The organism is Nonlabens sp. MB-3u-79 (genome assembly GCF_002831625.1).
GTDB lineage: Bacteria > Bacteroidota > Bacteroidia > Flavobacteriales > Flavobacteriaceae > Nonlabens.
Genome location: NZ_CP025116.1, coordinates 911,118 through 935,374, shown reverse-complemented (window position 1 = coordinate 935,374; position 24,257 = coordinate 911,118). Strand labels below are relative to the sequence as shown.

At 37.8% G+C, this 24,257-nt stretch carries 24 protein-coding genes and 1 tRNA gene; 14 read left to right on the top strand and 11 right to left on the bottom strand.

All coding sequences use genetic code 11. The annotated features are described in order from the left end of the window. Nucleotides 1-49: 49 nt before the first annotated feature. A complete protein-coding gene (locus CW736_RS04220) occupies nucleotides 50-595 on the top strand; it encodes a putative colanic acid biosynthesis acetyltransferase (RefSeq protein ID WP_101012718.1) in 546 nt (181 codons plus the stop codon). Nucleotides 596-650: 55 nt separating this feature from the next. Here CW736_RS04220 and CW736_RS04215 read toward each other — a convergent pair whose 3' ends face one another. Then, nucleotides 651-1,595 (bottom strand): hypothetical protein, encoded by a 945-nt coding sequence (locus CW736_RS04215; RefSeq protein WP_101012717.1) that lies wholly within the window; start codon nucleotides 1,593-1,595, stop codon nucleotides 651-653. Nucleotides 1,596-1,699: 104 nt separating this feature from the next. Between CW736_RS04215 and CW736_RS04210 the strand changes: the two genes are divergently transcribed. Both CW736_RS04210 and dprA read left to right on the top strand, forming a co-directional pair. Then, nucleotides 1,700-2,920: a WcaI family glycosyltransferase gene (locus CW736_RS04210; RefSeq protein WP_198519340.1), complete on the top strand. Its 1,221-nt coding sequence runs from the start codon at nucleotides 1,700-1,702 to the stop codon at nucleotides 2,918-2,920. Between the two features lie 126 nt (nucleotides 2,921-3,046). Next, nucleotides 3,047-4,144, top strand: coding sequence for a DNA-processing protein DprA (gene dprA, locus CW736_RS04205; protein WP_101012715.1), 1,098 nt, complete (start codon nucleotides 3,047-3,049; stop codon nucleotides 4,142-4,144). 186 nt (nucleotides 4,145-4,330) lie between these two features. Here the strand turns inward: dprA and CW736_RS04200 are convergent, their stop codons facing one another. The 3 genes from CW736_RS04200 to yiaA all read right to left on the bottom strand — a co-directional run bounded on the left by CW736_RS04200 (nucleotide 4,331) and on the right by yiaA (nucleotide 5,706). Continuing rightward, nucleotides 4,331-4,603 (bottom strand): hypothetical protein, encoded by a 273-nt coding sequence (locus tag CW736_RS04200; protein WP_101012714.1) that lies wholly within the window; start codon nucleotides 4,601-4,603, stop codon nucleotides 4,331-4,333. A 127-nt stretch (nucleotides 4,604-4,730) separates the two neighbouring features. Further along, on the bottom strand, nucleotides 4,731-5,153 hold the full coding sequence (locus CW736_RS04195; protein ID WP_157810876.1) for a hypothetical protein: 423 nt from the start codon (nucleotides 5,151-5,153) through the stop codon (nucleotides 4,731-4,733). Nucleotides 5,154-5,247: 94 nt separating this feature from the next. Then, the gene (yiaA, locus tag CW736_RS04190; RefSeq protein WP_101012712.1) at nucleotides 5,248-5,706 is read right to left on the bottom strand and encodes an inner membrane protein YiaA; all 459 of its coding nucleotides are present in this window, start codon (nucleotides 5,704-5,706) and stop codon (nucleotides 5,248-5,250) included. Between the two features lie 133 nt (nucleotides 5,707-5,839). Between yiaA and CW736_RS04185 the strand changes: the two genes are divergently transcribed. The 3 genes from CW736_RS04185 (at nucleotide 5,840) to CW736_RS04175 (ending at nucleotide 8,395) form a co-directional block, all read left to right on the top strand. Further along, on the top strand, nucleotides 5,840-7,300 hold the full coding sequence (locus tag CW736_RS04185) for a hypothetical protein (RefSeq protein WP_101012711.1): 1,461 nt from the start codon (nucleotides 5,840-5,842) through the stop codon (nucleotides 7,298-7,300). A gap of 188 nt (nucleotides 7,301-7,488) precedes the next feature. Then, on the top strand, nucleotides 7,489-8,091 hold the full coding sequence (locus tag CW736_RS04180; RefSeq protein ID WP_101012710.1) for a thioredoxin family protein: 603 nt from the start codon (nucleotides 7,489-7,491) through the stop codon (nucleotides 8,089-8,091). A gap of 103 nt (nucleotides 8,092-8,194) precedes the next feature. Continuing rightward, a complete protein-coding gene (locus tag CW736_RS04175) occupies nucleotides 8,195-8,395 on the top strand; it encodes an NAD(P)H-dependent oxidoreductase (protein ID WP_101012709.1) in 201 nt (66 codons plus the stop codon). 93 nt (nucleotides 8,396-8,488) lie between these two features. On the opposite strand, the gene CW736_RS04170 is transcribed toward CW736_RS04175, so the two are convergent. From CW736_RS04170 to CW736_RS04160, 3 genes are all read right to left on the bottom strand, one after another. Then, complete coding sequence (locus tag CW736_RS04170; protein WP_101012708.1) at nucleotides 8,489-8,698, bottom strand: zinc ribbon domain-containing protein; 210 nt, start codon at nucleotides 8,696-8,698, stop codon at nucleotides 8,489-8,491. Nucleotides 8,699-8,765: 67 nt separating this feature from the next. Continuing rightward, nucleotides 8,766-9,479, bottom strand: a complete 714-nt coding sequence (locus tag CW736_RS04165) for a PspA/IM30 family protein (protein ID WP_101012707.1) — start codon at nucleotides 9,477-9,479, stop codon at nucleotides 8,766-8,768. Between the two features lie 11 nt (nucleotides 9,480-9,490). Continuing rightward, nucleotides 9,491-9,886, bottom strand: a complete 396-nt coding sequence (locus tag CW736_RS04160) for a molecular chaperone Tir (protein ID WP_101012706.1) — start codon at nucleotides 9,884-9,886, stop codon at nucleotides 9,491-9,493. A gap of 343 nt (nucleotides 9,887-10,229) precedes the next feature. On the opposite strand from CW736_RS04160, the gene CW736_RS04155 reads away from it, so the two are divergent. Beyond that, entirely contained in the window at nucleotides 10,230-10,982 is a 753-nt protein-coding gene (locus CW736_RS04155) for a helix-turn-helix domain-containing protein (protein WP_101012705.1), read from the top strand. Nucleotides 10,983-11,239: 257 nt separating this feature from the next. On the opposite strand, the gene CW736_RS04150 is transcribed toward CW736_RS04155, so the two are convergent. Further along, nucleotides 11,240-11,316: transfer RNA gene (locus CW736_RS04150), tRNA-Ile, on the bottom strand. Between the two features lie 71 nt (nucleotides 11,317-11,387). Beyond that, complete coding sequence (mce, locus tag CW736_RS04145) at nucleotides 11,388-11,795, bottom strand: methylmalonyl-CoA epimerase (RefSeq protein ID WP_101012704.1); 408 nt, start codon at nucleotides 11,793-11,795, stop codon at nucleotides 11,388-11,390. Nucleotides 11,796-11,910: 115 nt separating this feature from the next. On the opposite strand from mce, the gene rbfA reads away from it, so the two are divergent. Together rbfA and CW736_RS04135 are read left to right on the top strand one after the other, a co-directional pair. Further along, nucleotides 11,911-12,306, top strand: a complete 396-nt coding sequence (rbfA, locus tag CW736_RS04140) for a 30S ribosome-binding factor RbfA (RefSeq protein ID WP_101012703.1) — start codon at nucleotides 11,911-11,913, stop codon at nucleotides 12,304-12,306. Beyond that, a complete protein-coding gene (locus tag CW736_RS04135; protein WP_101012702.1) occupies nucleotides 12,306-13,523 on the top strand; it encodes an ABC transporter permease in 1,218 nt (405 codons plus the stop codon). Before rbfA ends, CW736_RS04135 begins: the two co-directional genes overlap by 1 nt. Here the strand turns inward: CW736_RS04135 and dusB are convergent. Next, nucleotides 13,508-14,500, bottom strand: a complete 993-nt coding sequence (dusB, locus tag CW736_RS04130) for a tRNA dihydrouridine synthase DusB (RefSeq protein WP_101012701.1) — start codon at nucleotides 14,498-14,500, stop codon at nucleotides 13,508-13,510. The two genes, CW736_RS04135 and dusB, sit on opposite strands and share 16 nt — an antisense overlap. Before the next feature lie 60 nt (nucleotides 14,501-14,560). Next, nucleotides 14,561-15,610, bottom strand: a complete 1,050-nt coding sequence (locus CW736_RS04125) for a rhodanese-related sulfurtransferase (RefSeq protein ID WP_101012700.1) — start codon at nucleotides 15,608-15,610, stop codon at nucleotides 14,561-14,563. 190 nt (nucleotides 15,611-15,800) lie between these two features. Here CW736_RS04125 and CW736_RS04120 point away from each other — a divergent pair, with 190 nt between their 5' ends. The 5 genes from CW736_RS04120 (at nucleotide 15,801) to CW736_RS04100 (ending at nucleotide 24,233) form a co-directional block, all read left to right on the top strand. After that, nucleotides 15,801-20,315 (top strand): fibronectin type III domain-containing protein, encoded by a 4,515-nt coding sequence (locus tag CW736_RS04120; protein ID WP_101012699.1) that lies wholly within the window; start codon nucleotides 15,801-15,803, stop codon nucleotides 20,313-20,315. A gap of 205 nt (nucleotides 20,316-20,520) precedes the next feature. Next, nucleotides 20,521-21,534, top strand: coding sequence for a recombinase RecA (gene recA, locus CW736_RS04115; protein WP_101012698.1), 1,014 nt, complete (start codon nucleotides 20,521-20,523; stop codon nucleotides 21,532-21,534). Nucleotides 21,535-21,655: 121 nt separating this feature from the next. Then, nucleotides 21,656-22,069: a hypothetical protein gene (locus CW736_RS04110; protein ID WP_101012697.1), complete on the top strand. Its 414-nt coding sequence runs from the start codon at nucleotides 21,656-21,658 to the stop codon at nucleotides 22,067-22,069. 17 nt (nucleotides 22,070-22,086) lie between these two features. Beyond that, the gene (locus CW736_RS04105; RefSeq protein ID WP_317044414.1) at nucleotides 22,087-22,632 is read left to right on the top strand and encodes an RNA polymerase sigma factor; all 546 of its coding nucleotides are present in this window, start codon (nucleotides 22,087-22,089) and stop codon (nucleotides 22,630-22,632) included. A 2-nt stretch (nucleotides 22,633-22,634) separates the two neighbouring features. Continuing rightward, nucleotides 22,635-24,233 carry an outer membrane beta-barrel protein gene (locus CW736_RS04100; RefSeq protein WP_101012695.1) on the top strand — a complete coding sequence of 533 codons (1,599 nt, stop codon included), beginning with the start codon at nucleotides 22,635-22,637 and terminating at the stop codon, nucleotides 24,231-24,233. Nucleotides 24,234-24,257 lie beyond the last annotated feature (24 nt).

The following is a 24,257-nucleotide window of genomic DNA, read 5'->3' as shown; positions in this document are numbered from 1 at the left end:
GTGTTACTGCCGTAAAAAATTATCTTTGTTTTTAACAAACCAATACCATTTGAAAAACTACCAACAACTCGATAAATTCCAATTGCCACAAAACTTCCGTGGGAAAGGAGCAGTTACTGTACAATTATGGTGGCTGGTTCAAAGCACACTTTTTGCTTGGTCACCACAGTTTATGTACGGCTGGCGCAGGTTTCTATTACGGGCGTTTGGAGCAAAAATCGGCAAAAAAGTAATCATAAGACCTACTGTAAGAATACAGTTTCCATGGAAAGTGATCATAGGGGATCACAGCTGGATAGGAGATGATGTAGTTTTATACAGTCTAGGCGAAATTGAAATAGGAGCTCAGGTGGTGATATCTCAAAAATCATACATCTGCACAGGAACGCACGATTCACAAGCGGTAAATTTTGATATCTACGCACATAAGATCATCATAGAAGATCAATGCTGGATTGCAACAGATGTATACGTAGCGCCAGGAATAACCATTGGTCGCGGGACATTAGTAGGGGCAAGAAGTGCTGTTTTTAAAGATCTTCCAGCAGGTAAAATATGCCTAGGTAGTCCAGCTCAAGTTGTTAAAGATAGATGATTGTTAACAAGATATAGCTCGGATAACTTGATACCGGTTATTTAAAATAATGATATTACCAGTAACCCAATTCTAATCCTTTTTTGTATCTCAATTTTCCTAATAAAGTATAACCTATAGGATTTAAATGTACAATATCTATAAGTAGAGAAGCGGGTGCCTTATTATTACGCATAAGCTCTATATCTTGATTGGTTGGAAAACTTCCATCATCTGGTAACAAACCATATTCAATTGCATCGCTTATTGCTTTTGTAGTCATATACTTTTTGAAATCAATAACTCTATCTCCATATTTTTCTTTGACGGGAGCTACTAATTCATTTGACCCATTTCCATGTGACGTAATAATTATAAAGTTGGAATCACCTTTATGCGCTACGAACAAATCAATTTGTTCCAAGAATTCTTGTGGCGATTCATATCCACCATTTTGACCTATAAAAATAGTGGCAATACCTTTCGTTTGTTTTGAAAGAGATGTTTCTATGGTTGTATTTGGCTCAGTTAAATGATCTGATGCCCCTATATCATTACGCTTGATAAAGTATGAATTTTCAACTCTACTAAGTGTACATTTCAATGAATCCACAAAACAAGGATTGATTCCTGCGTCACCTTGAATAAGAGGCTTTATTTTGGAGTTATTATATGTGCTGAATAATCCCAATGGAATTTCAACTGTAGTACCGTCTTTAGGTATGATAATCGATTCTTTTATGTACATAGGGATTGCACCATATCTTGCCCCTATAGTTAAAGTGTTTTCACCACCTACTCCCATGTTTTTAACAACCCATTGTTCTCCTAACAGGGTTGAGGTCACCGATGACATACTAGTACCTTGACCTCCAGAACCCTTTGTTAAAGAATCACCTATATCAATCAATATTTTATCAGTAGTTTCTTCATTATTTTGGCTTGAACAACTAGTAAAAGACATGAAGATTCCAGATAATACAATATATAAAAAGGTTTTATAGTTCAATATTTGAGTCATAGGAAGAGATTTATTCTCAAATTTAAGATAAAAACACCTAGGGAATGGATTAGTCGATTAACAAACGATTATAAAGTAAATTTGCTGAAAGTAAATATTTTCAATTGTTGAAAGGAAAACACATCACATTCATAGGGCTTAACTATGCTCCAGAAGACACTGCTATAGGACTGTATTCTACTCAAATGGTGGAGGCACTCGTTGACGCTGGTGCAATGGTAAACGTGGTAACGGCTTTTCCCTATTATCCACAATGGAAAATTGCTCAAGAATACCAGTCGCAACCTAAGTATTTACAAGAAGATCACAACGGAGCAAAATTGTATCGTTACCAACAGTACGTTCCAGAAAACCCTACCTTTTTAAAGCGCATCCTTCACATTCTCAGTTTTACAAAAGGAAGTTTTTTTAATTTGAGAAAGATTAAAAAATCAGACTTGGTGATCTCTGTCATACCTTTTACCGCCAGCGCATGGCTTGGTGGTTATCATGCGAGAAAACACAAAGCCCCAAGCTGGATTCATATTCAGGACTTTGAATTTGACGCAGCATTGCAATCAGGAATCTCTAGCGGGAGCAAGAAGTTTATTTTTAAATTTCTTTTCAGTTTAGAGCGACGAATTTTAGGCAAAGCAACTACCATAAGTACCATCAGTCACAAGATGATCGCAAAGCTGCAAACGAAGACCAGTCAGCCTACTTATTATTTGCCTAATTGGATTGATGCACATCAAGTAGATCCATCTACAGCAAAGCAACACTCCTATTTACAAAGTGAAAAATTTAAGTTGCTGTATAGCGGTAATGTAGGTGATAAGCAAGATTGGGATTATTTTCTCGCTTTCGCGAAAGCGCTACCACAAGACTTTTACGAGATCATTATAGTAGGTGCAGGAGCAAAATACCAGCAAGTAATGCAAGCTGTAGATCAGGAAAACATCTCGTTTTACGACCCAGTACCTTTTGCAGAATTATCAGATCTTTTATGCAGTGCCGATGCGCATTTCCTTTTCCAAAAAACAGAAGTACTAGATACGGTAATGCCCTCAAAATTACTCGGAATGATGGCGAGTGAGAAACCTTCATTAGTTTTAGGAAATCCAGCAAGCGAAGTAAAAACCGTCCTAGAAAATGCAAACGCAGGACTCTATTTCTCGCAACCAGATGTATCAACCGCTATAGACCAATTAGAAGCCTGGAGACAAGACCCCGATTGGAGAACATCCATGGGTAAAGAAGCTCGGGAATACGTTCTAAAACACTTCTCACGCAAAGAAATTTTAAGCAATTGGGTTAGCAAACTTTCTCAACTATTAAATAACTAGCTTTTGAAACTTTCCCCTTTGGGGAAATGTCCGCAGGACAATGGGGCTTACAAATCTTTTTTTAAATTTAAGTTTAGATTTAAGCTTAAATTTATTCCCCCTTTATTTTTAGTTTTATATTTATACATGGACCAACAAGAACTCCTTTCTCTTCTGGCACTTAAAAAAGCACCGCTTATAGGAGATATTATGGCCAAAAAGCTCATCCGTACTTTCGGAAGTGCTGCGGGTGTTTTTGAACAGCAGTATCGTGATATCGCATCCATAGAAGGAATAGGAGAGAAGAAGGCTCAGTTTATAAGAAACAAAGATGGCTTGTTTTCTAAAGCGACAGAAGAGTTGAGGTTTATACAAGAGAACAAGATCAAATACCGCGTTTATTACAATGAGGACTATCCTGAGCGGTTGAAATATTGTATTGATGGGCCTATCATCTATTTTGAAAAAGGGAAGATCCAGTTAGACCATCCGTATATTTTGAGCATCGTTGGGACCAGGCAAATTACCAGCGTAGGAGCTGCTTTTTTAGAAAAATTTATTAATGAAATTGCTCCTCTACAACCTATTATCGTCAGTGGCTATGCTTATGGGGTGGATATTTTAGCACATAAAATGGCTATAGAAAATGGGTTACAGACCATAGCCGTTATGGCTCATGGACTCCAACAAACCTACCCACGTAATCATGCCGCTTATAATGAAGACATGATGCAAAACGGCGGCTTTATGACTGATTTTTGGCATACAGATACGTTTGAAAGAAATAATTTCTTAGGGCGCAATCGCATCATTGCAGGTATGAGTGAGGCAACTGTCGTGATAGAAAGTGCTTCCAAAGGAGGCTCACTGGTTACTGCAGACCTTGCTTGTAGTTACAATCGGGAAGTGTTTGCGGTACCTGGACGGGTCAACGATAAATATGCTATGGGCTGTAACGATCTGATCAAACAAGCAAAAGCCCACATGCTCACTAAAACAGCCGATGTTCCCTATATTCTAGGCTGGAAAGAACCGACGGTTTCCATACAGAAACAACTTTTTGTAGAACTCACAGATGAAGAAAAGTTAATCTACAGGTACCTTAAAGAAAATGAAAAAGCACTGCTGGATATTATTGCTCTAAACATTAACCAACCGGTCCATAAAGTGGCTGGTCAATTGATGAGCATGGAGCTCAAAGGTGTGGTACAGCCCTTGCCAGGTAAATTGTTTAGACTGACTTAGCAGGGTGCTAGTTTGCCGTTAAATCTTACAAGTTTATAAAACCTTTGGTGTTGAATAAAAGCCAAATAAAAAACGACCTTCTCATCATGAAAAGGTCGTTCCTAATTATCAAAACAGGCTGCTCTATTTGTAAACAGCCGGTTTTGCTATTTTATACCAATACATCATTTAAAAACAAATTGGTATTTAATCCATGATGAAGAGGCTTACTAGGCTAACGGTTATTCCTGTAGAGAGCAGCAAAGAGATGAAACTTGGAACCTGTAAACCCTTCTTCTTGATTTGGATGGCAGACAGGACTAATAGAGTTGGTGCGAGTAACATCATAGGAATAATCAGCAATTCATAAAACACACCAACGATGGTCCACTTGATTTCATAAATCTGTATGATATAAACCCAGATAAAGAATACAGCATTCAAAATACTTGCGATGAATAGGCCTTGATACTGTTTCATCGTTCTTCCTTTAATTATCTATTTTTTTATAATACTTCACTCCTAACTCTGAATTTTTTCACTTCCAGTTTTTATCTATAAATGTAACCTCTCTAGCGTTCTTTTGTACTGCAATGGCCTATTGTTTTTACATTTTGTTGTAGCCTGTATTTACTTCTTTTTTTATAACAAAACGTTTCATAACTTGAGATACAGCTGCTCCTATTATTGCTGGAACCGTTAAAATAGCATAGAATATGAATTCAAATGGAAACAGATTATGCGAAGTCGGATCGAATATCATTTCACAGAAAGTGGCTAATGGAAATAAAGCCACACTCATTAATCCAATTTTCCAAAAGGACGGCTTACTAAATAATTTAACAATAAAGCTGGATAAGAAAAGGAAGCTTATACTGTAAAGGGATATCCCTTCGATTCCAGTTCTAATTAAAGGGAATAACGGGGATTCATAGGGTTTTAAATCCCCTAGAATAAATACGGGAAGTATGATAGATAACATTCCGAGAATTGAAATGGCTATAAAGGCAGATAAGTTGTTTAATTTCATAATTATAATAATTTTGGTGGTTTTTCTTTGATTGGTTACAAAGACCGTAAGGACATTCTATACACTTGCGATCACTAGGGTTTACTATTTCTTATCACTTCCAGTTTTCGTCTATAAAGGCCACATCTCTCGTGTTCTTTTGTACTGCAATGGCGGCAAATAGGCTCAATAAAAAGGACATGCCGTAAAACCCTTTTTCACTAGGCCATAAATCGGCATTCCATAAGCCTATGACGAGCAATACGATAGATGCCATGCTCACAAACCAGCTGATACCGTAATACAGGTCAGTTACCGCTATTCCTTCCTGCTTGTCTCTAACCGCTTTTTGTACAGAGATGACAGAGAACAGTCCAAAGAGCAGGATGACAAAATAATACCCGCGCTCGTTGAGCAGCATATCAGATCGCCACAAGCCTACGCAATAGGAAACCATTCCCACGAGTAGTGCTGTCCATGATGCAGCGATAAATGCCGCTGTTGGTTTTCCAGTAAAAGCCTCTGATTTTTGGACTTCTTTTTTTTCGGTTTTGTAATTTACTTGATGTTCCATTTTTGTTTGTTTTGATACTGCAAATATGTAGCAGGATCTTACCAGCAAATAACCTATTTTTGTCTTATCCTTACGATTGAAATAATAATTAAATATGATTAATTACTATAAATCAATGTTTTAAACTACAGATATGAACGATTTAAATACATTGATAAGTTCTTTAAGTAGTGATGAGGTGGGTGCTTTTCTCGCTTTCGCGAAAGCGAAAAACCAACGAACAGATGTAAAAAACATCCAATTATTTCAACTCTTACGCAAAGATGTACGAGTAGATCTCGATCTAAAAATCTATGGGAAGGCCAATAAAAATGCGTTGCATGCACTTCAAAATCGGTTAAAAGAAAACTTAGTAGACTTTACAGCCACCAGAGGCTTTTCTAGTGATTCACAGGAAGAAATGCAACTTTTTAAATTAGTACTGGCAGCGCGAATTTTCTTAGAACAAGAACACTATGCGATAGGATTTAAAACACTGAAAAAGGCTACCGCCAAGGCAATATCTTTAGAATCATACGCTATTCTGCAAGAGATCTATCATACCCACGTGCAAAACGCACACTTAGATCCTAAAGCTACTTTAGAACGAATCATCACGGCCTATCAAGAGAATGAAAAAAGATACTTGATCGAGTCCAGATTAGTAATGGCCTACGCGACCCTTCAAAAAACCTTGAAGTCGCATCCAGCAAATGTGTATCAAGTGATCCAACAACAATTGGCTGTTTTTGATATTTCTATAGATCATAACTTGTCTTTTAAGTCGCTTTATCAATTAATGCGAGTCGTAACAGATGCAGCAACTTTAACATCAGATTACGCGGGGGTTTCCATTTTTATGAATCATATCTATGAGGTCGTAGAAAATAAAAAACACCTGGCAGATAAGCATTTGTATTATCATTTAGAGATCCTTAACCTCATGGCGGGAACTTGTTTTAGGAATAAGGATTTTATACGATCCCAACAACTAGTAGGTGAACTGCAGCTAGAAATGCAGAAAAACAAAGGAGCCTACAAAAAGCAGTTTCTAGGACGGGCTCTTTTGTTAAAGGCCTTGAATCGTAATTATACAGGGGAACCTGAAAGAGCTATGGAAGATATACTGCAAATTCAAAAGCCTGATTTATCTACACAACTGGTTCATATTACTTTTTTGTTTCAACAACAAAGTTTTATTAGAGCACGTAAAATGATGAATGATTTTTATCATAGCGATCAGTTTTATGAGAAAAAAGAAGGGGTATTATGGGTGATACAAAAGAACCTACTAGAAATTTTGATTTATATAGAGTTACAACAACCAGATCTAGTGGCTTCAAAAATGAGGAGTTTTATAAGGCGGTTTAAAGGGCGATTAGAAGACTTAAACGAACAACGAGTTATGGTGTTTATGAAGCTGCTGCAAAGCTATTACGATCGCCCTTATGAGATTACAGAGGAGCGTTTTCAAAATAAGGTGGAACAAGCCTTTGAATGGAAAACTGCCGCTCGAGAGGATATTTTTGTCATGAGCTTTTATGCGTATTTAAAAGCTAAAATGGAGAAGAAATCCATTTATCAAGCTACTTTAGAATTGGTTGCTGTTTTTTGAGTTCATAGGAGATAGTTATACTTACTCATTTAAGGTAAAGGACTTCATAGTATTCGTTTCGTATTTTAATTATGAGAATTAAATTCCCTTACTAATGGAAAGGCTTAGGGATGGGCTAAGGAATAATGTATCATTATTAATGATTTTTATCAACGGTCTTAACGAACTTTTGGAGCTATTTTTGCGCTATGGAGTTAGAACAAATTATCAAAGAAGCAACAGATCAAGCTATTTCTTACCAGCAATATAGAGCCTTTGTAGAAGCACATACTCTTAATGGAACGAATAGCGGGGACGAACTCACAGAAGCCCTAACAACATATACCAGACTCAATAATCAGCGCATGAAGCGACTGGATAAAACTTTGAAGTTTTTACCAGAATATCAGGAGTTTTTAAGCGCGTTTGATAAAGAGGTTTACTTTCTGATCATTACCGAAAGTTGGTGTGGTGATGCGGCTCAAACCATGCCCATGGTGAATAAAGTGACCGAAGCCGCTGGAATAGATTTTAAAGTAGTCTTAAGAGATGAACATCCGTTGTTGATGGATCACTTCTTGACAAATGGCGCTCGTTCTATAGCAAAACTTATTTTAATAGATAAGAATACACATCTACCTATCACAACTTGGGGACCAAGGCCCACTAAAGCTACACAGTTAGTAGCAGACGAAAAAGCTGCAAAAGGAGTACTTTTACCAGAATTTAAACAAGAATTACAAAACTGGTACAATAAGGATAAAGGAAAAGATACGGAGAAGGATCTGGTCGAGATGTTAAGGGCGGTATAGAGCTTAGGGCATCTTAAAACCGATTAAAGGTAGAAGTTTGGTGGAGCATTATTCCATATATGATCAGTTGTTTTAACAGCTAATTTATGTATACCTACATACTATGAATATTCTTAGAATTGACAGCAGCCCTTTACAGGAAGCTAGTGCTAGCAGACAACTGTTGAACGTGCTACAAAGCAAGTTAGAATCACAAGGTCATTCCGTAACTGGAAATAGAGACCTTTATTACGATGAATTAGTAAGCTTGGGAACTCAAGATTTACATCTACGTCAATATCTAGGTCAAAATCGAGACCGGTAATTAGAGTGTGTAGCCAATAAAGAAAAAGAATGACTAATCGCATGCTAATCGTGATGGTCCCCTAGAGAATAATGTTTTGGCGTTTAAGGGTTTTTAGTTTGTAAAGAAATCAAATATATTACTTAAAGCTCCTGTACTGGCTTTATAAAACTCAGTGTATTTACAACGAGCACAAGCTATATAAGAAAACTTTTTATTTTGCACGTCAAATATTTTAGAGAGGGTACCACCAGTCGCACGCATTTCTCCGGTTTCATAGTCGTGATGACCACATTTGACACATTTAAAATTGATATCGTTCATTGTTGCTTTTTTAGGTGAAAATATAAGGCTGCTTTCTCAGCACCATCCAGGCGTGTGCGACCTTCTCTTAGGTATTACCTTTTTTCATCCCCAATCGCTCTTTAAGCTTTCCAAGATCATCATCTAGTTTTGCTTCAGTGGTTTCGGCAGCGGCGTTTATTTCATCATCTATAGACTTCTTAGTGTGGAGGAGTTCTCCAGAAGCTTCATTAAGCGCCTCATCTTGAGCTGCCTTTTCTTTCATACGCTCCAACATGCTCACCGTTCCAGCGCTGTCTAACTCTGCCATTTGTTTGTTGACATTTTTAGTTGCATCGCTCACTTTTACTCGTGCGTTAAGAGTCCTTAACTCGTTTTCCCAATTGGTGATGTTTCCTTTTATAGTTTCGATGGTATTTTTTAACTCAGATATATTTTTGTCAAACTTTTTGTTATCGGCATTGGCTCTGTTTGCGTGTTGTTGTGCTTCTTCTTTTTTGGCAAGGGCTTCTTTTGCAAGCCTATCGGCATCAGCAATTGTTATGTCACCATCTTGTGATTTTGTAAGAATAAGCGTGGCTTTAGATTCATAATCTTTAGCCTTTGCTTCCTGCTTATCACGCTCGTTTTTAGAACCTATAGCAAGAGCTTTTACGTGTGCCATTGCTTCTACACTTTTATTAAGGCTTGCTTTCATATCACGTATACCTTGCTCGGCCATGATGATTGAGCTTTCTAGGTTGTTCACGGTTTTGTTTGCTTGTGCCTCTCCTATTTTGAATATATTTTTAAATATGTTCATAATATATGTTTTTAGTATTTTGAAAATTTAATTATATGATCGGAGTACTCACTCATTAATAAGCTCAAAGAGTTGAGGGTACCTTCCAATTCATTAAAATCTAGGTTTTCTATTTGAAGGGTATCTCTAAATATGACTTTAGTACCACTTTCATCCAGTACAAAAGCACCATGAACCATATCGCGATTTTTTTGTAGCAGGCTTTTGAAGACTTCTTCGTTCTTGTTATTGATTTTAAATATGTATTGCTCCATAATTAAAATGGGTGGAGCAATTCCTAAGATCATATTTTTAACGCCGGCACTTTCTTTCTCTACCACCATAATTCCATCCTTGGGATTTTCTCTTATGATATCAAAGTCTATTTGTAACAAGTATTCTTTTATAGTATGGAAGTAATTATTCATAGGTTTTATTGTAAATCTAATATTACGAAAAAGCTTAGTTCTATCCCATTAAAATCTGAAAAGCGATTTCAATAATGTAAAGAATTATAGGAGTCATAGGTTTTTAGTTTAAAGATTATAAATACGGTTGCTTTCTTTACTCACTTTGATATGCTAGGAGTGCCGTTTTGCGAACTATAAACTAGGCCTATTTTACAGTTGCTTTTTTAGAGGAGGACTTTTTCAAGACGCTTTATCTCGAGAAAGAATGCTCAAAATATTAGTGTAAACAAAAACATTTAGCTAATATTGTTAGTGTAAATATACACAAATATATTTAAATGCAAATAAAATTAGCAAAACAATGTCGTTTTTTGGAAAAAACATTAAAAAAATACGTGGAGTAAAGGGCTTGAGTCAACAAGCTTTTGCAGACTTATTTGACTTAAAGAGAGGAACCCTAGGGGCTTATGAAGAAGGAAGGAGTGAACCCAAAATAGACACTATTATTTTAATTGCTAATCATTTTAGCATTGCTATAGGGGATATGCTAACGGCAGAATTAACCGTAAATCAGTTGTTGAAATTTAACGACAGCCTTGCTTTAACGTCAGAAGAACTAGCCAGAGAACAGTTTGCACAAATTCCTTGTATCACAGAAAAAACAGTGGAGGATTATATAGAATACTACGATAATAAAGCTTTTCTAGCAGATTTACCTCAGCTTAGTTTGCCGCTGAATACCGAAAAAGAATTTATAGGATATACGGTAACCAGTCTGGAAATGACCAGCCATGATAAAGGCTTGTATCCTAAAGATGTGGTGGTAGCAGAGAAGGTGCCTAAGAATGTGATTGCCAAATTAAATAACGGTACCATAGTGCTTGCGGTCACCGATAAAGAACTTATCCTGCGCCGACTTTATGTAACTCATAAAGGTCTTGTGCTGCGGGCTGATCATAAAAAAATCGAAGATATTTGCATTGATAAAAAGCAAGTAAAGCAATTGTGGCGCGTGCGTTATGTGTTTTTTAGAAGAATCCCAGATCTGTCAGATAGTTTTGAGGATAAACTTGCTATGCTAGAAATGCAGATGAAGGAATTGAGAGGTAACTAGAGAAGGAGCTCAAAAACTATTCCTCACAACTCTAAGAGAGCGGCGTCTTTAGGTGTCAATCTTATAAACGCAGGACACATAAAAACTCCAACTTGCGTTGAGGTTTTTCTTGTCGGCCCATTCCGAAAAAAATCGGAATAGACTCTGGGCTTAGCTTGTCAAGCGCGGCACAGGCTTCTCGCCCAGTTGGGAGGTTCTATAAAATCTCTATCTAATTTATAAGCACAAAAAAACCCCAACTTGCGTTGAGGTTGATATGGTGGGCCCACCTGGGCTCGAACCAGGGACTTTCTGATTATGAGTCAGATACTCTAACCAGCTGAGTTATAGGCCCAATAAGATAAATGCTGGTATTACCTTATCTAAAAAGTCTGCAAATTTAAACTATTCATTCATACCCGCAAACTATTCTTTAATTTCTTGACACAATTCTACAAGAACTCCATTTGTTCCTTTAGGATGTACAAAGGCTACCCACTTATTATCAGCGCCGCGTTTGGGTTCTTTATTGAGGATTTGAAAACCTTCTTTCTCAAGCCTAAGAAGCTCTGCTTTAATGTCTTCTACAGCAAATGCTATGTGATGGATTCCTTCTCCTCTTTTGGAAATGTATTTGGCTATCGCGCTGTCTTCACTAGTGGCGCTCAATAGCTCAATTTTGTTATCGCCACTTTGAAAAAAACTGGTGTCCACAGATTCGCTTGCTACTGTTTCTTTTTTATAGGGTTTGCGGCCTAGAAGTTTGGTATATACTTCATTTGCCTCTTCCAGGTTTTTAACGGCTATTCCTAAGTGTTCTATTTTGCCAAACATATTTTGTTGTTTTACCTTACAAAGTTAGTACAGTTAGACGACAAGAATGTATTTCTATTGTCATATTAACCAATGGACTATCAACTATTCACGAGGAACTACTTACCTTTGCAGTATGGAAGAAAGTAATAGACAGAAAAAAATTGCCGGAGTCTTACAGGAAGACTTATCAGCTGTTATTCAAGACGTAATGAGAAAGAACGTTGTGACTAACCTGATAGTATCCGTTACCAAAGTTACGGTTACTCCAGATTTAGGTTATGCAAAAGTATACCTATCTGTTTTTCCAGCAGATAAGGCCAGTACTGTAGTGAAGGAAATTGTTGAAATGGGTGCTGAGATACGTTATGAAGTGGCTTCTAGAGTGCGCCACCAGTTCCGTCGCATGCCAGAGCTTCAGTTCTTCAATGACGACTCCTTAGAATACATGGATCAAATAGACCGTGAGCTCAAAGGCGAAAATAATCCTATAGAAAATCCAGATATCCTGCCACGACGTAAGAGGTCTTAGTGAATTTTTCCTTTTACATAGCAAGACGTTACCTGGTTTCAAAAAATGGCAAAAACGCCATTAACATTATCAATATTCTTAGTTTTATTATCACTGTAGTGGGCACTGCAGCACTTTTTATTGTGCTTTCTGGTTTCTCAGGACTTAAGGATTTTAGCACTGAATTTTCCAATTATTTTGATCCAGACCTTAAGATCTTACCTGTAAGTGGTAAGACTGTTGGTATCCCGCTTTCGCGAAAGCGAGAACTAGAAAAAATACCTGGAGTGGCATTAGTTTGTGCGGTGATAGAGGAAAAGGCCTTCTTAAACTATGAGGAAAAGAATGATATCGCTTTTATCAAAGGCGTTCCAGATGATTATGTAAAAATGATCCGCACGGACTCCATTCTTTATTATGGCAGCTGGCTTTCTCAAAGTGATGCACAAGTAGTTCCCGGTTATTCACTTGCTTCTAGGCTTTCTCTTACCGTTAATAACTACGGGAGTTACATGCAGATTATGGTGCCTAAACCAGGGGTAAACGCCATCAATAAATTAAATATCAACAGCTCGTTTTCTAGACTGGATGCCATTCCTGTAGGGACATTTAGCGTTAATGAAACCCTGGATAGTAAATATATTTTTACCAGACTGAGTGCAGCGCGTAAGTTGTTGGAAATGAATGATTCTACGGCAAGTGCCGTTGAGATTAAATTAACTCCTACCGCAAATGAAAACGACGTAAGAGGGGCTATTCATGATGTCTTTGAACAACCAGTAAAAATCAAGGATAAATTCCAAATGAACGACGCATTATATAAAATGCTCAATTCAGAAAACTTAGTGGTTTATTTGATCTTTACCTTGATATTAATTATCGCTTTATTCAACGTGGTGGGCAGTATCATCATGATGATACTCGATAAGAAAAAGAATATGAAGACGCTGCTTGATCTTGGAGCACCAGTGAGCTCATTGCGTAAAATATTTTTTATTCAAGGAAGTCTTATGACGCTTTCGGGAGGTATCATAGGCCTTGTGATAGGAATCGCTTTTGTAGTCTTACAAGTAAAATACGACTTGATCTACATCGCTCCAGGTATTCCATATCCGTTTGCAATGGATGTATGGAATGTGATCGTTTCTCTTGCTACAATTACCGTATTGGGAATTATAGCTAGCTATATAGGCTCACGCAGAATTAACGATAGATTGCTGTCTCAGGCAAAGTTGTAATCGCCAAATTTCTCTAAAACCTCTTCAAAAGCTTCAAATACTCCTCGGGAATCGTCACTAGTGACCATTTTCATTCGGTGTTCTTTAAAATCAGGAATACCTTTAAAATAGTTGGTGTAATGTCGTCTTGTTTCAAAAACACCTAGCTTTTCTCCTTTCCAGTCTATGGCCAGTTGCAGGTGTCTGCGAGCTATTTCAACACGCTCTGCCATAGTAGGCTTTGCCATATGTGTGCCGTGTTCAAAGAAATGTTTTACTTCTCTAAAAAACCACGGATAACCAATACTTGCTCTACCTACCATACAGCCGTCTAGTCCGTATTCATCGCGCATTTTCATGGCCAGCTCTGGTGTGGTTACATCACCATTACCAAAAACAGGAATGTGCATACGAGGATTGTTCTTGACCGCTGCTATATGATCCCAATTAGCACTTCCTTTATACATTTGAGCTCGTGTACGACCGTGAATAGAAATGGCTTTAATACCTACGTCTTGTAAACGTTCGGCCACTTCTACGATTTTAATAGAATCGTCATCCCAGCCCAATCTGGTTTTAACGGTAATAGGTAAAGAGGTGTGTTTTACCATAGCTTCTGTAAGCGAGACCATAAGGTCTATATCTTTAAGAATTCCGGCACCGGCACCTTTAGACACGACTTTTTTTACTGGACAACCGAAGTTGATGTCGATAATATCAGGCCTGGTACGTTCTACAATCTCTACAGATTGAAGCATAGATTCTAAATTGGCTCCAAAAATCTGTATTCCTACAGGACGTTCTGTCTCGTAAATGTCCAGCTTCATGGTGCTTTTTGCAGCATCACGTATCAATCCTTCACTAGAAATAAATTCTGTAAAAACCACATCAGCGCCATTTTCTTTACATAACGTACGGAAAGGTGGATCACTCACATCTTCCATAGGAGCAAGGAGTAGTGGAAAGTCTGGTAATTCTATGTTGCCTATTTTAACCATGTTGCAAAGGTAAGAGGTGTTTGTTGATCTCGCTTTCGCGAAAGCGGAATTATTTAAGATCTACTCGTTAATTTCCTTATGTTTCTTAAAAACCAGTTTTTCTGAACGGCCTTTTTTGAATATATGATTGCTGTTGTAGTGTCCAGCTCTTAAAGCTTTTTGCTCTTCAAAAGGCAGTTGTATGATATCGTTACATTCTTGGCTACAGCAATTTTCAAATGCTGCTTTACAGGAATCACATTGAATAAACAGCAAGTGGCAAGCATCATTAGCACAATTGGTATGTGCATCACAAGAAGCACCACATTGATGACAGTTGGCAATGACTTCTTCTCCTATCTTTTCTGCGAGTCTATGGTCAAAAACAAAGTTTTTACCTTTGAATTTATTTTCGAGACCTTGCTCGGTGACTTGTCTGTGGTATTCTATAATCCCGCCTTCTAGTTGATAGACATTTTCAAAACCTTTGTGCTTGTAGTAGGCGCTGGCTTTTTCACAACGTATACCACCCGTACAATACATGACTAGTTTTTTACCTTCTTTGTGGTCTTTGAGCTTGTCTTCTATAAAATCAAGGCTGTCTCTAAAGGTATCTACATCTGGAGTCCAGGCATTTTTAAAATGACCTATTTCAGATTCATAGTGATTGCGCATATCCACTAGGACCGTATTGGGATCTTCAATAAGTTGATTAAATGCAATAGCGTCTACATGTATACCCTTATTAGTTACATCAAAAGTGGCGTCTTCCAGGCCATCAGCAACTATTTTGTCGCGCACTTTAACTTTGAGCTTTAAAAAACTCTCATTATCTTGCTCGCGTGCGATGTTGATGCGCAGGTTTTCTAAGAAATCAATACCGTCTAAGAAATCTTTAAATTCTTCAAAACGAGCTGCTGGAATGGAGAGCTGGGCATTGATTCCTTCATGGGCGACATAAATTCTTCCTAGAACATCCATAGGATGCCAGTGTAAGAATAAATGGTCTCTTAATAATTCAGGGTTACCAATGTTGTGGTACTGATAGAAAGAAATAGTAAGGCGTTCTTTTCCCGTTTCCCGTATTAAAACGCGTCTTTCTTCAGCACTTAATTTGTTATACAGTTGCATGCTATAAACAGTTTATGTGTTGAATATTTTTGCAAATATAACTAGTATTGTCAAAACAAAGGACATTGTTTTTAATCGGATTAACAACTAACTTTAACAATTAGTTATAAAATAGTTAAGATAATATTTTAATTATTCTTATTTTAGTCCTCCTACTAAACGAATTGAAAATTAACCTTAATAACTAAATATGAAATTAAAATTACTCTTATCAACCTTGGTAATCGTTGCGTTTGGAATCTTTTCCAGCGCGCAGTCTACCATTAACATTACTACCACTGGAGGTAGTTTTACTACAGAAAAATGGGTCAATATTACCGATATGGCTGATGGCGCTGGAACTCAAATTTGGGGTCAAGGTGACGGTACTTACGGTAATGCACAGGGACTCATTAATCAAGACATCATGCTTACACCCGGAACTTATTGGGTGAATTGCTATGACAGATATGCTGACGGTTGGGACGGAACAACTATAGATGTTACTGCTTATGGAGCATCCATAGGTAATAACGGTGGTACCTCTCCTGATGACGGTACAAATAACGATGCTACTTCTGGCTGGGAAACTCCAGCAGATGAGTTAGAGGCGTCTTTTATGATAGTCGTACCTAGTCCACCGGCGTGTACAGTGCCTTCAAACGTTGTTTTGAACAATGCAACAGATATTACTGCTACTATGGATTGGACAGATTCTTCTACTGAAGATGCGGGTTACAATTGGGAAGTGGTGCCAGATGGTGATGCGCAAGGAGTAAATGTGATTACTAGCGGTACAACTGCTGCAGATGCTATTACAGTAAATATTACCGGTTTAACACAGAATACGGCATATAGCTTTTATTTACAGTCTAATTGTGGTGCTGGGACAAGTACATATGTAGGCCCTATTAGTTTTTCAACCTTATGTTCTCCTGTTGCAGCAGCTTACACTGAAGATTTTGAATTGTTTACTACATCAACATCTGCATTTGCATCAGGAAACTGTTGGGCAGGAACAGGAGGATCTTATTATTGGGAGTCTGCTCCAGGAACTGATAATGGATCAAGTGGAACAGGGCCAGATCCATCCATCACTACTGGAAACTATTTCTATACAGAAGCATCAGGTGGTGCTATAGGGGATACTACAGATTTAGTATCTCCACTAGTAGATTTAACAGCATTAACAGCACCAGCATTATCATTTAATTACCACATGTTTGGTAATGAAATAGGAACGTTAGATGTATTAGTAAATGGAACAACAAATGTTTGGAGTTTGTCAGGACAGCAACAAACAAGTGACACAGCTCCTTGGGGAATTGCAGTTGTAGATTTAGCAGCTTATGTAGGGCAGACGATCTCTATTACATTTAGAGCTACAAGTGCAGGTACTTTTGAAGGAGATCTCGCAATTGATAATGTAGTGTTTGATGAAGCGCCTAGTTGTTTTGCTCCCACTAATGTATTGGTAACAGCGACTTCAATTGATGGAGCAACTATCGATTTTACCAATGCCAACACTTCTACAAATACAAATGTTGAATATGGCGCTCCAGGATTTGTTCAAGGAACCGGTACTCCTGTTTCTTATACAACGATTCCTTTTTCACTAACAGGTCTAATGAGCGCAACAACCTATGATTTTTATTTACAGAGCGACTGTGGAATGGGGGATCTAACCGCTTGGGCAGGACCTTTTAGTTTTACCACAGATTGTGTTGCTGTTGCTGTTTTTGCCGAAAACTTTGACGGAGTTTCTACTCCTAATCTTCCTGTTTGCTGGAATTCTTTTAGTTCTCCGGTAACAGGAACTGCTGCAACTGTAATTACAAATACTGTTGCCGATAACACGGCACCAAATGGTGTACGACTTTATAGTGGTGGTTTAACTGGTAATATAGGTAGTGGTACAGCATCTGAAGGCGAGACTATTTTAGTTAGTCCAGAGCTTAATAACCTTGCGGCAGGGACTCATAGAGTTAGGTTTTTTGCCGATGCAGGTACCGCAACTAGTACTTTAGAAGTAGGAACAATTACAGATCCTTCTGACCCAAGTACATTTACTTCATTAAGCGCAATAGCTCCTACAACAACACATAGTGAGTTTATTGTGAATTTTGATAGCTACACAGGAACAGATCAATATGTTGCTTTCAGACATATTTTTGCAGGAACATTTGATTCTATGTATTTAGATAATATTGCATGGGAAGCGATTCCATCATGTCCAGACACTTCCAACCTTACTTTAGCTAGTAATACAGATGTAACGGCAACTATCAATTTCGATAGCGGTAATGCAACGAGTGCAGGAAACTATGAATATTCCTTAACAACAGTTGCTGGAACTGCTCCAGCTGTTTCTGGCTCATGGTCTGATATTGCTGGTGCAAACCCTAATGTGACTTATACGATAACAGGTTTAACAGCAGAGACAGAATATTTTGTCCACGTAAGAGAAGTTTGTGCAGTAGGAGATGAAAGCGTTTGGAGTCCAGTACCTGTGAATTTTACAACTGCTTGTACTACTCTAATTGCTCCTTACACACAGGATTTTGAAAATGCAGGTGCAGTCCCTAATTGCTGGACTCTAGGAGGAGATGAAGATTGGGTATTTAATTTAACAGGACCTAACCACGTAGGAAATGCAGGTACATTGTCTGGATCAACTGCATCTGGGAATTACTATGCTGTTTTAGATGACTCATCACCTGATGCTGCAGATGGACAATTAAATTCGCCATTGGTTGATGTTTCTGGACTAAGCGCACCAGCTCTTTCCTTTTATGAGATAAGCGATAACGAAGGTAATGCCAGTGCAACATTAACTGTAAGTGTATGGGATGGTGCTGCTTGGAATGTAATGGGTACCTATAATACAAATACTGCAGGATGGGAATTAAAGATTATAGACTTGAGTACGTTAACCTTCACAGGCGCTGCACAAGCTCGTTTTTCAATAGCAGATTCTGGATCTTTTTATGATGATATTGCAATTGATGATGTAAGCTTTAATGAATTGCCTACTTGTAACAATGTTAGTGCAGTTACTATAGATTCTGTTACGGGAGATTCAGTTACTGTAAGTTGGACTGAAAACAATGTTCCACTTTCAACGGCTTGGGAAGTTATAGCAGTACCAGCAGGTGATCCCGCTCCAGTAGTAGGAACAACTAATACAACTGCAACACCTTACACAGTAACGGGACTTGCTTCAAGTACGGCATATGACATTTATGTTCGTGCAGATTGTTCAACAACTTTTGTAGGACCTCTTGGGGTAACGACAAGTGCTGTATGTGGCGATACTGTATATGATACAGGTGGAGTTGCGGGTGATTATTCAAATAATGAATCTTATACCTTTACCTATTTACCAGACACTGCAGCAAATGTGGTAACATTAGATTTTACTTTAGTAGATCTAGAAAACTGTTGTGATACCTTAACTATTTATGATGGTTTAGACACGAGCGCTGCGGTTTTAGAAGCTGACTTAGAAAACCCAGCAGTCTTTTCGGCCTTAAATCCATCAGGGGCTATAACTATAGAATTTACATCTGATTTTTCTGTAACAAGAGCTGGATGGGAGGCAAACTATACATGTACGCCTAGACCTTCTTGTGTTGATGTATCAGGTTTAATAGTTGATTCTGTAACTACAGATTCAGCTACATTAAGTTGGACAGAGAATAACATTCCAGCAGGAACTGCTTGGGAAGTTGTTGCAGTTGTATCAGGAGGTCCAGCACCAGTTGCAGGAACAAGTAATGCTACTACAAACCCTTATACCATTGCTTCTTTAACAGCAAACACTTCATATGATGTGTATGTGAGAGCCGATTGTAGTACCACTTTTGTTGGACCAATTAGTCTTACAACTTCGTGTGCTATTGTTACTACCTATCCGTATACCACAGACTTCACAAACAATGTGCCTAATGCTTGTTGGGATGAAGCAGGTTCTGGAGAGATTACAGACGGCCCTATGACAGTAGGTTCTTCGGACTGGAAAGCTGGCAGGTCTTATGAGAATTTTGCTGGGACAGCAACCCCTAGTAACTTGGTAAATTTATACTCCAATAATGATAGAGAGTGGTTGCTTTCAGAGTCTTATGATATGTCTGGAACAAGTAACGATGTGCTTTCTATAGAGGTAGCCGTTACAGACTATCAATTTAGTGGAGCTTCTAATGCAACAGATACAGATACTATGGGATCTGATGATCAAGTAGATTTATTAATTACCACTGACGGAGGTATGACATGGATTTCTTTAATGACATGGACGGCAGCAAACCAGCCATCTGTGACTGGTACAAGAGAGTTTATTGATTTAAGTTCTTATACTGGAACCGTACAATTTGCATTTTTTGCTACTGACGGTACTGTAAATGACCCTGAAGATTATGACTTTCATGTAGGTATGTTTATTATCGATGGAACTGCAGGAAATGAGGATGTTTTTGAAAGTACTTTAAGTCTATACCCAAATCCAGTAAATGGAGATGTGGTGACGATCAGTATGGATCAGAGAGGTGCTTCTTCCGTTGAGGTTGTTGTTTTCAATACTTTAGGGCAACAAGTGATGACAAGATCTTTTGATCAAGTAAATCATACGATCAACATTGACAATATCTCTAGTTTATCTAAGGGTATGTACTTTGTGAGGCTTTCTAGTGGCACTCAACAAGCCACATTGAAGTTTATAAAGGAGTAAGCAAACTCCATTATTATTAGTATTATAGAAAAGGGAATCTCGTTATGAGGTTCCCTTTTTTTTTGTGGATGAGGAATTTGTAAATTTCGCTTTCGCGAAAGCGAGATAAAAGAATATAACAAAAAAGGGAACATCGTTAATAACCTAATCTTAATCCTGTTGTTTCTATTTTTTCTAGACCGTATTTTTACCTAAAATAATTACAATGGCAGACGATAAAGAGAAAGAAGCAAAATTAAAAGCCCTTAAACTTACCCTTGACAAGCTGGACAAGGCTTATGGTAAAGGAACAGTAATGAAATTGGGCGATAAGCAGGTAGTTGAGGTAGAATCTATTTCTACAGGATCTCTTGCCTTAAATGCAGCTCTAGGTGTAGGTGGATACCCTCGTGGCAGAGTTGTTGAAATATACGGTCCAGAATCTTCAGGTAAAACTACATTAACCTTACACGCCATTGCCGAAGCCCAAAAAACAGGTGGTATTGCCGCATTTATTGATGCAGAGCACGCATTTGATCGTTTTTATGCAGAGAAATTAGGTGTTGATTTGGAAAACTTAATTATTTCTCAACCAGATAATGGAGAGCAAGCATTAGAAATTGCAGATAATTTGATACGTTCTGGAGCAATAGATATTATTGTAATTGACTCCGTAGCAGCCTTAACTCCTAAAAGTGAAATTGAAGGAGAAATGGGAGATAGTAAAATGGGACTTCATGCCCGTCTAATGTCTCAAGCATGTAGAAAATTAACCAGTTCTATTTCAAAAACCAATTGTACGGTTATTTTTATCAACCAGTTACGTGAAAAGATAGGAGTGATGTTCGGTAATCCAGAGACAACTACTGGTGGTAATGCCTTGAAATTCTATGCATCGGTGAGACTTGACATTAGAAGATCTACACAGATTAAAGATAGCGCTGGTAATGTTTTAGGTAACAAAACCCGTGTTAAGGTGGTTAAGAATAAAGTAGCACCTCCCTTTAGAATGGCGGAGTTTGATATCATGTACGGTGAAGGAGTTTCTAAATTAGGAGAGATCATCGATTTAGGGGTTAACTATGAAATCATAAACAAAGCCGGTTCTTGGTTCTCTTATGAAGATACTAAATTAGGTCAAGGACGAGATTCTGTAAAGACAATTCTTAAGGATAATCCAGACCTTGTAGAGGAGTTGGAAGTTAAAATCATGGCCGCTATAAAAGCAGTAAACGCTTAAACTTTACGGACTAATAACTTTTAAAACCGCTACCGTTTAACGTTAGCGGTTTTATTTTTTTAATACAGACGCAACCTTTTGTAAAAAGTTGCATCTTATATATATAATACTATAAAGGAATATGAAATATAAAATATTAATGATCATTGCTATTGTAGCGGTTATGCTCAATGCTTGTAGTATTGATGATGGTGAGTCGTCAGTTGTTAACTATGAGGCACTACCTGTAGTTAGTGTAGAATTACCACAAGCATTCACTTTTGGACAGACGCATACGATTCCGGTGACATTTGACTTTACAAATAATTGTCAACAGTTTGCAGGTTTTGAGGTGAGTTCTAATCTCAATGAGAGGGTTATTACGGTAGTAGCTTCCGTTACTAACCGTGATTGTGAAGAAGGCGTAGTAACAACACAAAGAGATTTAAGGTTTCTAGCTGCCAGTAATGGCACCTATATATTTAAGTTTTTTAATGGTTTGGATGCAAATAATGAAGCGACTTATTTAGAATATACCATACCTGTTGAAGAATGATTGAACTTTAAATCGTGGTGTATAAAAAGATAATTACATTATGTCAGAAAAATGATCGTAAGGCTCAAAAGGAACTGTATCAAACAATTTCTCCTAAGCTATATGGATCATGTTTGCGATATGCTCCTAATGAAGCAGAGGCTCAAGACATATTGCAAGACACTTTTATCATCATATTTAAAAAAATAGATCAGTTTAAATTTAAAGGTTCTTTTGAAGGGTGGTGCAAAAGAATAGCAGTAAACACTGCATTGCAGCGGTATAGAGGTGTAAAGGTATACGACCTGGTAAATGAAGACCAATTAGAAGATTTAGAGGCGGTTCAGATAGAGGAATCAGATGATGTGCCGCTTAAAAAATTATTATCCATGGTGCAAGAGTTGCCAGAAAGGTACAGACTCGTATTTACTATGTATGTAATGGATGGATACAGTCACAAAGAAATAGCAGAGATGATGAAAATTACGACGGGTACATCAAAATCTAATCTTGCACGAGCTAGACAACACCTGCAATCAATGGTTAAAATATGGCGTGAATCTCACAATTCTAATGCCGGTTAATTATGAGTAAAAAGAAAAACATAGACAGACTTTTTCAAGAAGGATTCAAAGACTTTGAGGTGCAACCATCAGGAAAGGTTTGGGATGCTATTGAAAAAGATCTCGATAAAAACAAGACGGGTAGAATTATTCCATTTTGGTGGGTACTAGGAGGAATTGCTGCGGGATTGGCGATCTTATTGACATCCTTATACTTCGGTATGGATAATGATATGAGTAGCAAACAACAGCCGTTTGTTAATTCCGAAACGTCCAGAGACGCAAAGACAAAGCCGCAAAACTCTTTAAAAAACAACGAAGAGCTTTCTAGTAAAGGCGCGGTACCATACCTCAAGGAAAGAACTAATGATACCCAGTTAGCAACTGAAGACACAAAAGGGGGCTCAGAACCCTTGAATAATTTAAAGGAGAATTCTAATGCGAACACTGGAGCAAAGCTTCCCTTAAAGACAAGCGATTTGGCAACGTCTGTTGATGGGTATTCAGACCCTCGATATAATGCTAAGGAACAACCAAAGCAGCTTTATTCAAATGCACAGGGAACCAATAAAAAGCCTTTAGAAGGCAGTGCTACAAAAGATAATTTTATTGCAACACCAATTAAAGAACAACAAGCTGGAGTTGCCAGCTCAGAACATAGTACAAAGCCTTCTGTAAAAAACCCTATGTCGGCGACTCCTGACCCTAGAAAAGAAGTTGTTTTAAAGTATACCCCTAAGGATCTTGGTCTAGCTAATGCAGTCAAGGATGATGTTATTAATAATGCCATTACCGCTATAGATTCCACTAAAAAGAGTGTGCCAACTTTAGAAGACATCGCTGCTCAAGAGAAAAAAGAAGACAGCATTAAGGAGAATGTTTTTAAAGGGAGATGGGCCGCTACTACACAGGCAGGACCAGTCTACTCTAACAGCTTAAGCGGGAGTTCTGTCAACAATGAAGTTAGTGATAATGGTAAAAATGCGGGTGTTCATTTAAGTTATGGAATTGGTTTAAGCTATGAAATATCACCTCGCTTAAGTCTTAGAACCGGAGTCAATCAGATCAACATGACTTATAATACACAAGACATCAATTATCAGGTTAATGTAAGTATAGCCTCTCGTGGTCAGCAGTTAGATCAAGTTTATAATGCGAGCTCTGTAAGTGACGCTTCCATTGGTAACAGTCCTTTGTTGAACGATGCGTTTGAGACCGGTTTTGCCGCACAAGAATTGGTAAGTAATCAGTTTCAAGGAATTAAAGGAGAGATTTCTCAGCAACTAGGCTATATAGAAGTGCCATTAGAACTGCAATACAACCTTGTGAATAGGAAGTTTAAAATAAGTGTATTAGGTGGAGTCAGTGCTCTTTTCTTAACAGATAATGTGGTCGCTGTTCAAAATTCCAGTCAGCGATTAGAGTTAGGCGAGGATCGCAATTTTAATGACTTTAATCAGAGTGCTAATTTTGGATTAGGATTAGGATATGACTTTACCAATCAATTAGGAGCTTTTATAGAGCCTACATTTAAATACCAGCTAAGTACATTAAGAAATAACGTTGCAGACTTTAGACCTTATACCATAGGTGTTCAAAGCGGTGTTATGTATAGATTTTAAATTGCTGACAATCATTGTACGTCA

Coding starts and splice junctions, on each gene's coding strand:
- CW736_RS04155 (WP_101012705.1), top strand. CDS start 10,230: ATGTCGTTTTTTGGAAAAAACATTAAAAAAATACGTGGAGTAAAGGGC.
- CW736_RS04125 (WP_101012700.1), bottom strand. CDS start 15,610: ATGCAACTGTATAACAAATTAAGTGCTGAAGAAAGACGCGTTTTAATA.
- yiaA (WP_101012712.1), bottom strand. CDS start 5,706: ATGGAACATCAAGTAAATTACAAAACCGAAAAAAAAGAAGTCCAAAAA.
- CW736_RS04195 (WP_157810876.1), bottom strand. CDS start 5,153: ATGAAATTAAACAACTTATCTGCCTTTATAGCCATTTCAATTCTCGGA.
- CW736_RS04100 (WP_101012695.1), top strand. CDS start 22,635: ATGAGTAAAAAGAAAAACATAGACAGACTTTTTCAAGAAGGATTCAAA.
- CW736_RS04175 (WP_101012709.1), top strand. CDS start 8,195: ATGAATATTCTTAGAATTGACAGCAGCCCTTTACAGGAAGCTAGTGCT.
- CW736_RS04180 (WP_101012710.1), top strand. CDS start 7,489: ATGGAGTTAGAACAAATTATCAAAGAAGCAACAGATCAAGCTATTTCT.
- mce (WP_101012704.1), bottom strand. CDS start 11,795: ATGTTTGGCAAAATAGAACACTTAGGAATAGCCGTTAAAAACCTGGAA.
- recA (WP_101012698.1), top strand. CDS start 20,521: ATGGCAGACGATAAAGAGAAAGAAGCAAAATTAAAAGCCCTTAAACTT.
- dusB (WP_101012701.1), bottom strand. CDS start 14,500: ATGGTTAAAATAGGCAACATAGAATTACCAGACTTTCCACTACTCCTT.
- CW736_RS04120 (WP_101012699.1), top strand. CDS start 15,801: ATGAAATTAAAATTACTCTTATCAACCTTGGTAATCGTTGCGTTTGGA.
- rbfA (WP_101012703.1), top strand. CDS start 11,911: ATGGAAGAAAGTAATAGACAGAAAAAAATTGCCGGAGTCTTACAGGAA.
- CW736_RS04170 (WP_101012708.1), bottom strand. CDS start 8,698: ATGAACGATATCAATTTTAAATGTGTCAAATGTGGTCATCACGACTAT.
- CW736_RS04185 (WP_101012711.1), top strand. CDS start 5,840: ATGAACGATTTAAATACATTGATAAGTTCTTTAAGTAGTGATGAGGTG.
- CW736_RS04160 (WP_101012706.1), bottom strand. CDS start 9,886: ATGAATAATTACTTCCATACTATAAAAGAATACTTGTTACAAATAGAC.
- CW736_RS04200 (WP_101012714.1), bottom strand. CDS start 4,603: ATGAAACAGTATCAAGGCCTATTCATCGCAAGTATTTTGAATGCTGTA.
- CW736_RS04110 (WP_101012697.1), top strand. CDS start 21,656: ATGAAATATAAAATATTAATGATCATTGCTATTGTAGCGGTTATGCTC.
- CW736_RS04165 (WP_101012707.1), bottom strand. CDS start 9,479: ATGAACATATTTAAAAATATATTCAAAATAGGAGAGGCACAAGCAAAC.
- CW736_RS04215 (WP_101012717.1), bottom strand. CDS start 1,595: ATGACTCAAATATTGAACTATAAAACCTTTTTATATATTGTATTATCT.
- dprA (WP_101012715.1), top strand. CDS start 3,047: ATGGACCAACAAGAACTCCTTTCTCTTCTGGCACTTAAAAAAGCACCG.